This is a genomic window from Agrobacterium pusense, assembly GCF_013285525.1.
Classification (GTDB): Bacteria; Pseudomonadota; Alphaproteobacteria; order Rhizobiales; family Rhizobiaceae; genus Agrobacterium; species Agrobacterium pusense.
This window is the reverse complement of the sequence record NZ_CP053856.1, coordinates 2,660,492-2,673,808: the sequence shown is the minus strand read 5'-3', so window position 1 is coordinate 2,673,808 and position 13,317 is coordinate 2,660,492. Positions and strand designations below refer to the sequence as shown.

Below are 13,317 nucleotides of genomic sequence, written 5' to 3'. Positions count from 1 at the left end.
ACAGCAAAGAACACGGCTACAAGAATTCCAATCTCCATGAGCTTGTACTCCTTTTTTCACAAGGCTAACGCGCAATGCTTGAAGAAGTTTCATTTGACGACGGACTGGCTGCCTACAACTTCGCCTATCTGGACGAACAGACCAAGCGGATGATCCGCCGGGCAATCCTGAAAGCCATCGCGATTCCGGGTTATCAGGTTCCCTTCGCTTCCCGTGAAATGCCCATGCCCTATGGCTGGGGCACGGGCGGTGTGCAATTGACCGCCTCCATTCTTGGCCCCGACGACGTGCTGAAGGTAATCGACCAGGGCGCCGATGACACGACCAATGCGGTTTCCATCCGCGCCTTCTTCCAGAAGGTGTCGAATGTTGCCGTCACGACCCGAACGAAGGATGCCACCATCATCCAGACGCGGCACCGCATTCCGGAAGAGGAACTGCATTCGGGCCAGGTGCTTGTCTATCAGGTACCCATTCCCGAGCCGTTGCGTTTCCTCGAGCCGCGCGAGACCGAAACGCGCGTCATGCACGCGCTGGAGGAATATGGCCTGATGCACGTCAAGCTCTATGAGGACATTGCCCGCAACGGCCGCATCTCCACCACCTACGCCTATCCGGTGAAGGTGGCCGGGCGTTATGTGATGGATCCATCGCCAACCCCGAAATTCGACAACCCGAAAATGCACATGTCGGACGCGTTGCAGCTGTTCGGCGCCGGGCGCGAGAAGCGCATCTATGCCGTACCGCCCTACACCGACGTCGTCAGCCTCGATTTCGAGGATCATCCTTTTGAAATCCAGCGCTTCGACAAGCCCTGCGCGCTGTGCGGCGCAGAAAATGTCTATCTCGACGAGGTGGTGCTTGATGACAGAGGCGGACGGATGTTCGTCTGCTCCGATACCGATCATTGCGAGGACCGCCGCGCCCATGGCCACAAGGGCCATATGCTGGCGGATGTGAAGGAGGCCGCAGAATGAGCGACGCACCGCTTCTCAAAGTCCGTGACGTTTCAAAATATTACGGTGACCGAGCCGGTTGCCGCAATGTCTCTTTCGAACTTTATCCAGGTGAAGTTCTCGCCATAGTCGGCGAATCCGGTTCCGGCAAAACCACGCTCCTCAACTGCATTTCCACCCGGCTGATGCCAACGGCAGGCAGCGTGGAATATCGCATGCGCGACGGCTCTATGCGCGATCTCTACCATATGGGTGAGGCCGAACGGCGTTTCCTGATGCGCACCGACTGGGGCTTCGTGCATCAGAACCCGGCAGACGGGTTGCGAATGGCGGTTTCGGCCGGTGCAAACGTCGGCGAGCGGCTGATGGCAGTTGGCAACCGGCATTACGGGAATATCAGGCAATCTGCCAGCGAATGGCTGGAGAGGGTGGAAATCGGCACCGACCGTATCGATGATCAGCCGCGCGCCTTCTCAGGCGGCATGCGCCAGCGTTTGCAGATCGCCCGCAATCTCGTCACCTCGCCGCGCCTGGTTTTCATGGATGAGCCAACGGGTGGTCTCGATGTGTCCGTGCAGGCGCGTCTGCTTGATCTTGTGCGTGGCCTCGTCAACGATCTCGGCCTCGCCGTCGTCGTCGTCACCCACGACCTCGCGGTAGCCCGGCTGCTGTCTCACCGCATGATGGTGATGAAGGGCGGCGACGTCATCGAGCACGGCCTGACCGACCGGGTGCTGGACGATCCGCGCGAGCCCTATACGCAATTGCTTGTTTCCTCCATCTTGCAGGTTTGACGCCATGCCGACGCCTCTCATCGTTTCGGAAGTCTTCAAAAGCTTCACCATGCATCTTCGCGACGGCATCGAACTGCCTGTCGTCCGCGATGTCAATTTCTCTGTCTGCAGCGGCGAATGCGTCGTGCTCGGCGGGCCCTCCGGCATCGGCAAGAGCTCGATCCTGAAGATGCTCTATGGCAACTATGCCATAGACAGCGGACAGATTCTGATCCGCCATGAGGGTGAAGTTGTCGACATCGGCAGCGCCTCCCCTCGCACGATCCTCGACATTCGCCATCGCACCATCGGTTATGTCAGCCAATTCCTCCGCACGGTACCCCGAGTCGCCGCCATAGACGTTGTTGCCGAACCGCTTCTGGCGCGCAGGATTGCCACTGAAGAGGCACGTGAGCAGGCGGCCGCTCTGCTTTCGAAACTTAACCTGCCGCGCGAATTGTGGTCGTTGCCGCCCGCCACTTTCTCAGGTGGTGAACAACAGCGCGTCAACATCGCCCGCGGCTTCATCACCGATCATGCGATCCTGCTGCTCGACGAGCCAACTGCTTCCCTTGATGCCACCAACCGGCGTGTCGTCGTTGAGATGATCAGGGAGAAAAAGGAAAAGGGCACGGCACTGCTCGGCATCTTTCATGATGAAGAAGTGCGGGAAGCCGTGGCCGACCGCATTCTCGACGTTTCGCAGTTTTCTCCGCGGAAGGCTGCAGCATGAGTGTGAAGGTCGGCCTTGAGCCCGTCATCCACGAAACCGCCCGCGTCACCAACAGCGCGATCGGCCGCTACACCGAAATTTCGGAGCGTTGCCGCATCGAGGAGGTCGAGATGGGCGACTATTCCTATGTCATGCAGGACGGCGCCATCTGGTGCGCGACCATCGGCAAATTCGTCAACATCGCTGCCTCCGTCCGCATCAATGCCACCAATCATCCCATGCAGCGGGCGACCTTGCATCATTTCACCTATCGCGCGCGCAATTACTGGGACGATGCGGAAGACGAGACCGATTTTTTTGCCGCTCGCCGCGCCAGACGCGTTGTGATCGGTCACGATGTTTGGATCGGCCACGGCGCCACCATCCTGCCTGGGGTCGCCGTTGGAAACGGCGCGGTGATCGGAGCAGGTGCTGTCGTCTCGAGGGACGTAGCGCCCTACACCATCGTGGGAGGTGTACCCGCAAGACTGATCCGGGAGCGTTTCCCCGCAGAACTGGGCCGGCAGATGGATGACCTCCGCTGGTGGGATTGGGATCACAGAAGACTGCGCGACGCGCTCGATGATTTTCGCAGCATGGCGGCCGAGGATTTCATCATAAAATATCGCGGCTGAAACATTACAGACCTGATCGACCCCGGGAAGTTCCCGGGGTTTGCTTTTTCAGTTTGGTGTCCTGAAGACGCGGCGGGCCGGTTCCCAGACATTCGCCGGCAAACATGCGGCCGCAACACTTGAGCTCTTTGTAATATTTTCTTCATCAAACTGACATTCGCACTTCACGCCCCGCTGTTACGCCGAACCCCGTCAAAAGAAGATTGGACGGGGAAATGAGCTTTCACCTGAAGCAAGTCACGCGCCGTTTCGGCAATCACACCGCGGTCGATTCCGTGAATGTCGAAATTCCGCAGGGCCAGATGGTCGGCGTGATTGGACGTTCAGGCGCCGGCAAGTCGACGCTGCTGCGCATGATCAACCGCCTCGTCGATCCGTCCTCGGGTTCCATTTATTTCAATGACACGGAAGTCTCGTCGCTGAAGGGGGCTGCACTGCGCAACTGGCAGCGCGACTGCGCCATGATCTTCCAGCAATTCAATCTTGTTCCGCGCCTCGACGTGCTCACCAATGTCATGCTTGGACGCCTCAACCACCGTTCCACGGCATTGAGCCTTTTTAATATCTTCACACATGAAGAGCGCCTGATGGCCATCGCCGCGCTGGAGCGGCTCGGCATCGAGCATGTGGCCATGCAGGCGGCCGGTACGCTTTCCGGCGGTCAGCAGCAGCGCGTCGCCATAGCCCGCGCCCTGATGCAGTCTCCGAAGATGGTCCTTGCCGACGAGCCGATCGCCTCGCTCGACCCGCTGAACGCCAAGATCGTGATGGACGCGCTGCGCGACATCAATGAGCGTGAAGGTATCACCGTCATTACCAACCTGCACACGCTGGATACCGCGCGCAACTATTGCGAACGCATCATCGGCATGTCTCAGGGCCGCGTCGTTTTCGACGGAACGCCCGCCGAACTGACGGCCGCAGCCGTTACTGAGATTTACGGAACCGATTCTCAGGGATCCGGCATCGACGAGACCATGACCTCGACCAGCATCAATATTCCCGGCGCGCAGCTTGCCGCGCGTCCGGTGCAGCAATCTGCCGGTCCCGAACCGCTCGCTCTCGCCGGGCTCTGAGGGAACCGCCCAGCATCGTTTGCGCCCGCGTCAAGGGCCGATGGTTCACAACAAACTCCGGCTTGCCGGGAAACAGGAGAAAGTCCATGTTGAAGAAAATCCTTCTCTCGGCAGTCGCCCTTGGCGTTCTGGCCGGTTCCGCCATGGCCCAGGACGTCAAGGTCCTGCGCATCGGTCTCGACGGTTCCGAAAACGAAGCGGACCAGATCCGCAACACGAAGTGCGTAGCCGATGGCCTGAAGGCCGCGACCGGCGTTTCCGAAGTTCAGATCTTCCCATCGCCGGACTATAACGGCGTCATCCAGGGTCTGCTCGGCGGCACCATCGACATCGCCTCCATGGGCGCTTCTTCCTACGCCAAGATCGCCCTGGCCGATCCGAAGGCCGTTGATCCGATTCTGACCACCGCCGGCGCTGACGGCTCGACCGGTTACTACACGATCATGGTTGCCCGCAAGGACAGCGGCATCAAGACGCTGGCTGATGCCAAGGGCAAGAAGATCGGCTTCGCGGACCCGGATTCCACGTCCGGCTTCCTCGTTCCGAACGTCGCTATTCCGAAGGAAACCGGCGTTCCGGTCAAGGAATACTTCTCCGAAACCGGCTTTGGCGGCGGCCATGAGAACCTCGTTCTCGCCGTTCTCGACAAGAAGTTCGATGTCGGCACCACCTTTGGTTCGGGCGTGGGCAAGTGGGAAGAAGGCTACACGGCCGGCAACCTCTACCAGATGGTCAAGAAGGGCAACCTTGACATGGACGATATCGTCGAAGTCTGGAAGTCGCCACTGATCCCGAACGGCCCGCTGATGGTTACCAACAAGCTCGGCGACGCGATGAAGCAGAAGGTCGAAAACTTCTTCATGGAACTGCCGAAGAAGGACCTCGCCTGCTTCCAGGGCTTCACCCAGGGCAAGAACACCGCCTACATCAAGGTCGATCCGTCTTTCTACCAGACGATCATCGACGCCCGTAAGTCGGTTATCGGCGGCTGATCCTCAGATCATATCCGGAAGCGGCGGTGCCTTGCGGCGCCGCCGCTTTTGCAAATAAAGGAAAAGCGGCATGGCGACCACACTGCACCATGGTACCTTCTCGCCAGAAGGATTGAGCGCATCGTCCCAGACGGTCATGCGTCATTATCAACAGCAGCTTGCGACTCGGCGAATCTATACCGTCATTTCGCTCGTGATCTTTCTCGTCATCCTTGCCGCCTCCCTGAATTTCGCCAATGCGGCCAATTCAGGCAAATTTTTCGAGCGCCTGCCCTATTTCTTCGATTTCATGAAGACCTTCGTACCCGATAGTCCGCTGGAAATCTTCCGGGCCATGTTCGACCTGCCGTCGCCCTATGCGGACGGTTCGCTGAAATACAACTATGTCGCGGATCGCGTTTACATCACCAGCAGTTTCTACATCCCGCACTTCATCTACCAGCTGATCATCACGCTCAATATTGCGCTGGTCTCGACGATCATCGGCACGGGCTTCGCCTTCGTGCTCTGCTTCTTCGCCTCCACCAATCTCGTTGGCGCCGGCCTCGTGCGCTGGTTGGTGCGCCGGGTGATGGAAGTGCTGCGCGCCTTTCCTGAAATCGTCGTCGCCGGGCTTTTGACAGCCATTCTGTCGATCGGTCCGATCGCGGCGATCATCGCAATCTCGGTCCATACCATCGGCGCTCTCGGCAAGCTCTTCTTCGAAGTGGTGGAAAATGCCGACATGAAGCCGGATGAAGGCCTGCGCGCCGCCGGTGCCAACTGGCTGGAGCGGGTGCGTTTCGCCATCGTGCCGCAGGTGCTGCCAAATTTCGTTTCTTATGCGCTGTTGCGCGCCGAAATCAACGTGCGCGCCTCCACCATCATCGGCGCCGTGGGCGGCGGCGGCATCGGCGAAGTGTTCCGGCTGTCCATCGGCAATGATCATGCGTCGAAGACCTATGCCATCATCATTCTGCTGCTGATCACCATCATTGCCGTCGATCAGTTTTCCGGCTGGCTGCGCCGCAGGCTGATCGGCCATCAATCCTTCGAATTCGGACGGGGAGAGGCCTGATGTCTTCCAGCTTCATTCTCAACACTGCCGAGCGCGAGAGGCTGACGGCTGCGCATCCTGAGGTATTCAACCGCAGTTTCATGCAGCGATATGGTCTGCTTGTCGGACTTCTTGCCGTCACCGCCTACCTCGTCGGCTGCTTTTTCCTCTTCAATGTTGGTCCGGCTTTCATGCAGGGCCGATGGGATCGGGCCTCCAGCTACATCCAGGACTGGTATTCCTGGCGCGCCCAACCGCGCCTCCGTTTCGAAGCCGGCAAGGTTGAACCGCAATGGTCGAGCCGCGGTCAATATCCGGTCGATGCGAAGATCGACTGGCTGCAACCCCTGCCCGATGGCGGTTACAGCGTTGTTTATGCGGGTTCGGACAACCGCCTCGATGTGACGCCAACCCGCGTGGATGTCTATTTCGACGGCAAGAACTATCCCGTCATGATCAACGACGACGGCGCTGTTGCACCACAGGGGCTGCCTGCCGAAATCCAGCAGGACGGCAAGAAGGTGCTGGTGCGTTACGGCTTTGCCGGTCAGGCGGAAATCCGCACCAGCCAGGTTTATGTGCAGCGCCGTTTCCTTGGATGGGCGAACTTCCTGTTCGATACGAAATCGGAATTCTGGGGCAAGGGTTATGGCGAGCTTGCCGCTCTCGCTCTCTGGGGAGAGAGGCTCGATCCCGCGCGCTCCAATCTCAGCCATATGGTCGATGATTTTCTCGACAACAGTGTCTGGCAACACGCCGACATCCTGTCCAAGCTGATGCAAACGCTGGTCATGGCTTTCGTGGGTACGCTTTTCGGCACCGTCGTTGCCCTGCCGCTCGCCTTTATCGCCGCACGCAACATCACCGCGAACAGGGCGGCGAACTGGGGCATGAAGCGCCTTTTCGATTTTCTGCGCTCGATCGACATGCTCATCTGGGCACTGTTCTTCACCCGCAGCTTCGGCCCGGGACCGATCCCCGGCATTGCCGCGATCTTCTTCACCGATACCGGCGCGCTCGGAAAGGTCTATGCCGAGGCGCTGGAGAATGTCGACGACAAGCAGCGCGAGGGTGTCAAATCGGTCGGCGCCTCCCCGATTGCCGTCAATCGCTTCGGCGTGCTGCCGCAGGTTCTGCCGGTGTTCATTTCACAGTCACTCTATTTCTGGGAGAGCAACACCCGGTCCGCCACCATCATCGGTGCGGTGGGAGCCGGGGGTATCGGCCTGAAACTGCTGGAAGCGATGGGCACCAATGCCGACTGGGACAAGGTGGCCTATATGGTCCTGCTGATCCTCTTCGTCGTTTTCCTGTTCGACCACATTTCTAACTCGCTGCGTTCGCGTCTGATCGGAAAAACGCAGCATTAAACCCGGCAAGGCGGGACTTCACGTGACGCCGCAAGCGTTCGTCATCCCGCCCCGCACATCAGGAGAAGCAACTGATCCTTTCTCCGTCCCGCGTCCGTAGGGCTAACTTATCCCCAAGCGCACCCGGAACCTCTATGAGGTTCCGGGTGCGCTTTTTTCCATCCGCATCATCATTCTGTCACGGAAAGAGATTACTTCGCACTCCTGACCTTGCGGGAGGCGGGCGAGTCACGCCAAATAGCTTCTCATCCCTGGTTTTCCATGACACCGAAGAGTGCTTGCCGTGCGCTATGCCATCTATTTTTCTCCGGCTAAAGATCATCCTCTGACCGAAACGGCATCCCGCTGGCTTGGACGAAACGCGTTTTCCGGCAGACTGCATGATGACCATGCCGACTATGCGGAGATGACGGAAGAGCCCCGCCGTTATGGCTTCCACGCAACCCTGAAAGCGCCTTTCGAGCTGTCCGAGAAATACAGCGAAGCAGAGCTGCTGGCGGCCGTCGCGGACTTTGCTGCAAGCCAGCCGGCCTTTGACATTCCGCGTATCGTGGTTGGTGCACTTGGGCCATTCTTCGCCCTGGTGCCGGATCGCATTTACCAGCCGCTGCAAGACTTTGCAGCGGAGATCGTGGATCATTTCGACCGGTTCCGCGCCCCCCTGTCCGAAACAGATATTGCCCGCCGCCGGCCGCAGATGCTGACCGAAAGCCAGCGGGAAAATCTTTCGCTCTGGGGCTACCCGCATGTCATGGATGATTTCCGTTTTCACATGACGCTGACCGGCCGGATCGACGAAAGCGAACAGCCCGCCGTGCGTGAGCTTCTCTCCGCACGATTTGCCGAATTCACCGACAAACCCCTCACCGTTTCCGGCCTCGCCCTGTTCATCGAAGAAACGCGCGGCGCCCCCTTCACCGTTCACAGCTGGCACCCGCTTGGCCAGCAGCCAAAGGAAGATGCGACACCATGACTGAGCACGCCCTTTCCAACGCCCGTATCGTTCTGGAAGACGATATTATTCTGGGCTCCGTTCTGATCCGCGACGGCAAGATCGCCGATATCAGCGAAGGCGCCTCCAAGACCGGAGAAGATCTTGAAGGCGATTTCCTGATTCCCGGCCTGGTGGAACTGCATACCGACCATCTCGAGCAGCATTATTCGCCGCGCCCCGGTGTCATCTGGGACAAGATTGCCGCCATTCAGGCCCATGACGCACAGGTGGCGGCCTCCGGCATCACCACCGTATTCGATTGCCTGCGACTTGGCTCGGATGAAGACGGTGGTTTCAAAAAAGGTGAAATGCGGGAAATGGCTGACGCCATCGAGGCTGCGGCGGATCAGAACCGCCTGCGCTCGGACCACCTGCTGCATCTGCGCTGTGAGGTCGCTTCCGCCGATGTGCTGGAGCATTTTGAAGATTTCGAAACCGATCCGCGCGTGCGGCTGATTTCGCTGATGGATCATTCCCCGGGCCAGCGCCAGTTCCAGTCGATGGATCAGTATATTTTCTATTATCAGAAGAAGCGCGGTCTGAGCGACGAGGCGTTCGCCGAATTCGTGCGGCGCAGGCAGGCGGCATCGGCGGAATATTCCGCCAAGCATCGTGATTATCTGGCTGCCCGCTGCGCCGAGCGTGGAATCACCGTTGCGAGCCACGACGATGCAACAGAAGCGCATGTCGGCGAAGCAATTGGTCACGGCGTGAAGCTGGCGGAATTTCCCACCAGCGTCGAGGCGGCAAAAGCTTCGCACAGCGCCGGCATGAGCGTCTTGATGGGTGCTCCTAACATCGTTCGCGGCAAATCCCATTCCGGCAACATCGCCGCCCGCGATCTGGCCGAAATCGGTGTTCTGGATGTTCTCTCTTCCGACTACGTGCCCTTCAGCCTGCTCTTCGCGCCGTTCCTGCTTGCCGATCAGGTGGAAGCCATCACGCTGCCGGAAGCTCTGCGTATGGTCACCGCCACACCGGCGCGGACCGTTGGTCTTCACGACCGCGGCCGCATAGCCGGCGGTCTGCGGGCCGATCTGGTCCGGGTTCACCGCGAAGATGGCGTTCCCGTGGCACGTGCCGTCTGGCGTCAGGGCAAGCGCGTGGCATGACCGGCGACGGACAAGACAGCCGGCGCGAGGGATCGCCCGGAACCATGATCGTCATTGTCGGCCCCAGCGGGGCCGGCAAGGATACGCTGATGGATTATGCGGCAATGCAGCTGTCAGGCCGGCCGGGCTTTCACTTCACCCGCCGCGTCATTACCCGCAGTGGCGACGCGGGCGGTGAAAACCACGACGCAGTTTCCATGCAGGAATTCAACCGGCTTGAGAGTGAAGGCGCTTTCGCAGTCTCCTGGCAGGCGCATGGGCTGAAATATGGCATTCCGGCCGCTGTCTATCGTCAGCTAGACGCCGGGGACGTGGTTATCGCCAACGGTTCCCGGTCGGCCCTGCCTCAGTTCGGTATTGCTTTTTCCCGCCTGAAGGTCGTGAATATCGTGGCGCGACCGGAGGTTCTGGCACGAAGGCTGGAACAGCGAGGACGGGAGAGCCGCGACGATATCCTGCGACGGCTGGAACGTAGTGCTCTCTGTGTCGACGGCGATTTTGACGTGATCACTGTGGACAACAGCGGCGCGATCGAAGATGCGGGAAAAACAATGATGCAGCTTCTGGAGCAAAGCGTCCGCAACCGTACATAAAATCCCCGGCCGCGCTGCTCGACAAACGGGTGCGCGAGGCTTACCATCAGGCGACAATTTCCAAACATGGTACGCCAAGGCTAGGGATGCCCGAAAAGAGGCTCAGCGACGAAATAACTGTGGTGGCCGGTCTGGCCGCCGGCGTCAACAATTATGCGCGGGGGCGTGGCATCGATATCGCGCCCATCTGCAAGGCTCTTGAGATCGATCCCGACAATTTCGGAAGTCTCACAGAGCGCATCAGCCTCGATAGATTATGCCGTCTGCTGGAAACCTGCGCCCTGATATCCGGCGACGACGCTTTCGGATTGCAGTGCGCCTCCACTTTTCCCGCCGGCGCGTCCGGTGCTTTCGGATATGGCCTGATCAGCGCCCCGACGGTGCGGGCGTTTCTGCGCTTTCTTCAGGATCACGTCTATTATGCGACCAATAACAGCAATTTCACCATGGTTGCAGATGCGACCGGGGTGACGCTGTCATGGTCTTTTGCACCGGTGATTGTCAAGCGTGATCAATATGTCGATCTGTCCCTGGCAATCCTGATACAGCGACTCCGCGATATTCTGGGAGAGCGCATCCATCAGATCGAGATTGGGATGGAGCGACCGAAACCCGATAATATTCAATTATTTAAAGAAAGAATGACGAAGCGGATCAGCTTTTCCCAACCGATCCATACCATGCGCCTTCCCTTATCTCTCCTTGAGGTGGCCAATCCCAACGCCGATGAACGCCTGTTCGAATTGATGAATTTGCAGTGCCGGATGCTCCGACCGGAGACATCGGCGGACGCGACGCATTTCATCGATCAGGTGAAGCGGTATATGCAGATGAGGCTTTCCGATGCGGAGCTTTCGCTCAGCGAGATTGCCCCTTATTTCAACCTTTCGGAACGCAGTTTTCAGCGGCGCCTTGCCGAACTCGGGACCAATCTCAACGAGATAAAGGATGCCATTCGCAAGAATGCCGGATTCAAGCTTCTGGTGGAAAGTGATCTTCCGGTCTCCGACATCAGTTACCGGCTTGGATATTCGACCCCAGGTGCATTTTCCCGCTCCGTTTCCCGCTGGTTCGGGGCAACACCTACGGATATTCGCCGGAAACACGCGCATCATTCCGCCGGATAATACATGGCTACAGCATCAATATTTCGGAACGAGGCATTAAAGTTGATGAATATATCAACAGTTGTCGCGATGCGTGCCGAAACATAACAATAAAATGAAAAACTTGGCGCGTCATGTTATTTTATCGGTGGAACACATCGATTATTAGAGCGCCGATCTCCTTCGGGTGTGACGAAAACATTCCAAAGCTTTGAAACTGCATTTTACGCCAGACAGATTGTCGTCGCTGGGCGTCGTTGTCGCAGGCCCTCAATGGCTGGAATAGAACGTCCGCATCGGATTTACAGGCTGCGAAAGCGGCCCCTTACCGCAAAACTCCTGAGGCCAGATGAAACCTATTGGCGAAATTGGCGTTTCTGTTCGCGTGTGGACGGAGCGGCCAACGAGCTGGTGTCGGAGAATGAACACTGCCTGCTCCTGCCCGGGAAGGGCAATCTTTTTTGAGGCTGAAAGAAATGTCTTCAAATACGCCGCATGAACATCGCCAGATGCATGAAGTCGTCCTCTCGGAGCGTGAGCGGCAATATCTGGGGCTGGTCGCGCGGGGCAAACATCCCTCACACGTCGCCGTGATAGTCGGCGCCGACGAGGCGGACGTCAAGGATACTCTGGAAAAGGTGCGCCACAGGCTGGGTGCGACCAATCTGCTGAATACCGTCAGTATTGCCCTGCTGCGCGGCCTGATCGAACAGGAGGCATAATCGCCACCTGCTCAACTCAAGCTTCCGCGACAAAGTCCTTTCCGGAAGCTGAAAACCGGATGAGCGGCTTTCTGCGTCAAAATCCTTCCATATCAATGGCGGGATCGGCGGACCAAATGGCGGCTGGACATGATGTCCGGTCCCATCGATGCAGATAAACGCAGCCATTTACGGTTTACCCGGCGGGTCACGGTCGACCCGCCGGGTTTTTAATGTCCGGTCAAAGCGATTGAATTTCGCCAAGAATATCGCTTTCGATCACGATACCGCTTTCCAACGCCTGTTTGCGGATACCTTGGCTGCGGCGACCGGGCAGGCGGACATTTTCCTGTTTTTCTATCTCCTGGGCGATGAGAGCCAGCCTTTCGGTAAAGGCAGAGCCGCCTGATGATACAGGGTCTATTGCGATAATGGTGTGTCCGAGCGAGGGGGGCGCACCCTTGTCGTCCAGAAGGGAGGAAGCCTCGAAGGCGAAGTTTCCGCCGGTAATTGCAGCGGCCATGATTTCCACCATCAGCGCCAGCGCTGCGCCCTTGGCTTCGCCCGCAGGAACCATGGTTCCTTCTATGGCCTCCTCCGGATCGGTGGTCGGTCGGCCATTTCTGTCAAGCGCCCAGTCGCCCGGGATCGTCTCCCCCTTCTGGCGCGCCGCCATGATTTTTCCGCGTGCGACCTTGGAGAGAGCCAGATCGATGACGAGTGGATCGGCGCCGCCAACGGGCGTGGCAAAGGCAATCGGGTTCGTACCATAAAGCGGCTTGCTGCCGCCCCATGGCGCCATGGACGCAGGCGCATTGGCGAACATCAGCGCCACGAGACCCGTTTCGGCAATACGTTCGACAGTCAGCGCCATGACGCCGGCGTGATGGGAACGGTGGATGGCGGCGAGCGCGATCCCCTGCTGGCGCGCCATTTCAGGCAATTCCTCAAGCGCGAGATCGATCGCCGGATAGGCATAACCATGATTGGCGTCGACCGAGAGGACGCCGGGCTTCACCCGTGTGGCCACCGGACGCGCCTTGCCATCGACCTTGCCTACACGGGCCTGACGCACGTAAACGGGTATACGGCGAAAACCATGACCACCCTGCCCGGCGGCCTCGGAGGCGACGAGCGCCTTTGCCACCGAGCGGGCGTTTTGCGGTAGAACGCCGTTGCGCTCAAAGATAGAGGATACGAGATCCTCCGCCTCTGCGATTGAGAATTTCATTCCGGAATGCCTCTGCTTGTGATGTCGTCA

General features: G+C 58.7%; 14 protein-coding genes. 13 read left to right on the top strand and 1 reads right to left on the bottom strand.

The genetic code is table 11. From position 1 onward, the window contains the following. The first annotated feature begins 74 nt into the window (after nt 1-74). The 13 genes from HQN82_RS12925 (at nt 75) to HQN82_RS12865 (ending at nt 12,077) form a co-directional block, all read left to right on the top strand. On the top strand, nt 75-977 hold the full coding sequence (locus tag HQN82_RS12925; RefSeq protein ID WP_004439252.1) for an alpha-D-ribose 1-methylphosphonate 5-phosphate C-P-lyase PhnJ: 903 nt from the start codon (nt 75-77) through the stop codon (nt 975-977). After that, nucleotides 974-1,750 (top strand): phosphonate C-P lyase system protein PhnK, encoded by a 777-nt coding sequence (gene phnK / locus HQN82_RS12920; protein WP_004439249.1) that lies wholly within the window; start codon nt 974-976, stop codon nt 1,748-1,750. Before HQN82_RS12925 ends, phnK begins: the two co-directional genes overlap by 4 nt. A gap of 4 nt (nt 1,751-1,754) precedes the next feature. Then, entirely contained in the window at nt 1,755-2,462 is a 708-nt protein-coding gene (phnL, locus tag HQN82_RS12915; protein ID WP_004439247.1) for a phosphonate C-P lyase system protein PhnL, read from the top strand. Further along, nucleotides 2,459-3,076 carry a transferase hexapeptide repeat family protein gene (locus HQN82_RS12910; protein ID WP_035206552.1) on the top strand — a complete coding sequence of 206 codons (618 nt, stop codon included), beginning with the start codon at nt 2,459-2,461 and terminating at the stop codon, nt 3,074-3,076. Before phnL ends, HQN82_RS12910 begins: the two co-directional genes overlap by 4 nt. A gap of 215 nt (nt 3,077-3,291) precedes the next feature. Next, complete coding sequence (gene phnC, locus HQN82_RS12905; protein WP_006699785.1) at nt 3,292-4,152, top strand: phosphonate ABC transporter ATP-binding protein; 861 nt, start codon at nt 3,292-3,294, stop codon at nt 4,150-4,152. Between the two features lie 86 nt (nt 4,153-4,238). Further along, nucleotides 4,239-5,144 (top strand): phosphonate ABC transporter substrate-binding protein, encoded by a 906-nt coding sequence (gene phnD / locus HQN82_RS12900; protein ID WP_004439243.1) that lies wholly within the window; start codon nt 4,239-4,241, stop codon nt 5,142-5,144. Between the two features lie 70 nt (nt 5,145-5,214). Then, nucleotides 5,215-6,201, top strand: coding sequence for a phosphonate ABC transporter, permease protein PhnE (gene phnE, locus HQN82_RS12895; RefSeq protein WP_112766043.1), 987 nt, complete (start codon nt 5,215-5,217; stop codon nt 6,199-6,201). Next, on the top strand, nt 6,201-7,550 hold the full coding sequence (gene phnE, locus HQN82_RS12890; RefSeq protein WP_112766042.1) for a phosphonate ABC transporter, permease protein PhnE: 1,350 nt from the start codon (nt 6,201-6,203) through the stop codon (nt 7,548-7,550). Before phnE (HQN82_RS12895) ends, phnE (HQN82_RS12890) begins: the two co-directional genes overlap by 1 nt. Before the next feature lie 283 nt (nt 7,551-7,833). Further along, the gene (locus HQN82_RS12885; RefSeq protein ID WP_048902766.1) at nt 7,834-8,523 is read left to right on the top strand and encodes a DUF1045 domain-containing protein; all 690 of its coding nucleotides are present in this window, start codon (nt 7,834-7,836) and stop codon (nt 8,521-8,523) included. Continuing rightward, a complete protein-coding gene (locus HQN82_RS12880; RefSeq protein ID WP_112766041.1) occupies nt 8,520-9,656 on the top strand; it encodes an alpha-D-ribose 1-methylphosphonate 5-triphosphate diphosphatase in 1,137 nt (378 codons plus the stop codon). Before HQN82_RS12885 ends, HQN82_RS12880 begins: the two co-directional genes overlap by 4 nt. Then, entirely contained in the window at nt 9,653-10,249 is a 597-nt protein-coding gene (phnN, locus tag HQN82_RS12875; RefSeq protein WP_037089499.1) for a phosphonate metabolism protein/1,5-bisphosphokinase (PRPP-forming) PhnN, read from the top strand. Before HQN82_RS12880 ends, phnN begins: the two co-directional genes overlap by 4 nt. An 86-nt stretch (nt 10,250-10,335) precedes the next feature. Continuing rightward, nucleotides 10,336-11,376 carry an AraC family transcriptional regulator gene (locus HQN82_RS12870; protein WP_037089502.1) on the top strand — a complete coding sequence of 347 codons (1,041 nt, stop codon included), beginning with the start codon at nt 10,336-10,338 and terminating at the stop codon, nt 11,374-11,376. A gap of 455 nt (nt 11,377-11,831) precedes the next feature. Continuing rightward, nucleotides 11,832-12,077 (top strand): response regulator transcription factor, encoded by a 246-nt coding sequence (locus HQN82_RS12865; protein WP_037089505.1) that lies wholly within the window; start codon nt 11,832-11,834, stop codon nt 12,075-12,077. A gap of 220 nt (nt 12,078-12,297) precedes the next feature. Here HQN82_RS12865 and HQN82_RS12860 read toward each other — a convergent pair whose 3' ends face one another. Continuing rightward, complete coding sequence (locus HQN82_RS12860) at nt 12,298-13,287, bottom strand: Ldh family oxidoreductase (protein WP_022555390.1); 990 nt, start codon at nt 13,285-13,287, stop codon at nt 12,298-12,300. Nucleotides 13,288-13,317: the final 30 nt, after the last annotated feature.

What these genes read in the sequence shown, in the direction of transcription:
- HQN82_RS12925 (WP_004439252.1), top strand. Translation starts at nt 75, where the DNA reads ATGCTTGAAGAAGTTTCATTTGACGACGGACTGGCTGCCTACAACTTC.
- phnK (WP_004439249.1), top strand. Translation starts at nt 974, where the DNA reads ATGAGCGACGCACCGCTTCTCAAAGTCCGTGACGTTTCAAAATATTAC.
- phnL (WP_004439247.1), top strand. Translation starts at nt 1,755, where the DNA reads ATGCCGACGCCTCTCATCGTTTCGGAAGTCTTCAAAAGCTTCACCATG.
- HQN82_RS12910 (WP_035206552.1), top strand. Translation starts at nt 2,459, where the DNA reads ATGAGTGTGAAGGTCGGCCTTGAGCCCGTCATCCACGAAACCGCCCGC.
- phnC (WP_006699785.1), top strand. Translation starts at nt 3,292, where the DNA reads ATGAGCTTTCACCTGAAGCAAGTCACGCGCCGTTTCGGCAATCACACC.
- phnD (WP_004439243.1), top strand. Translation starts at nt 4,239, where the DNA reads ATGTTGAAGAAAATCCTTCTCTCGGCAGTCGCCCTTGGCGTTCTGGCC.
- phnE (WP_112766043.1), top strand. Translation starts at nt 5,215, where the DNA reads ATGGCGACCACACTGCACCATGGTACCTTCTCGCCAGAAGGATTGAGC.
- phnE (WP_112766042.1), top strand. Translation starts at nt 6,201, where the DNA reads ATGTCTTCCAGCTTCATTCTCAACACTGCCGAGCGCGAGAGGCTGACG.
- HQN82_RS12880 (WP_112766041.1), top strand. Translation starts at nt 8,520, where the DNA reads ATGACTGAGCACGCCCTTTCCAACGCCCGTATCGTTCTGGAAGACGAT.
- phnN (WP_037089499.1), top strand. Translation starts at nt 9,653, where the DNA reads ATGACCGGCGACGGACAAGACAGCCGGCGCGAGGGATCGCCCGGAACC.
- HQN82_RS12870 (WP_037089502.1), top strand. Translation starts at nt 10,336, where the DNA reads ATGCCCGAAAAGAGGCTCAGCGACGAAATAACTGTGGTGGCCGGTCTG.
- HQN82_RS12865 (WP_037089505.1), top strand. Translation starts at nt 11,832, where the DNA reads ATGTCTTCAAATACGCCGCATGAACATCGCCAGATGCATGAAGTCGTC.
- HQN82_RS12860 (WP_022555390.1), bottom strand. Translation starts at nt 13,287, where the DNA reads ATGAAATTCTCAATCGCAGAGGCGGAGGATCTCGTATCCTCTATCTTT.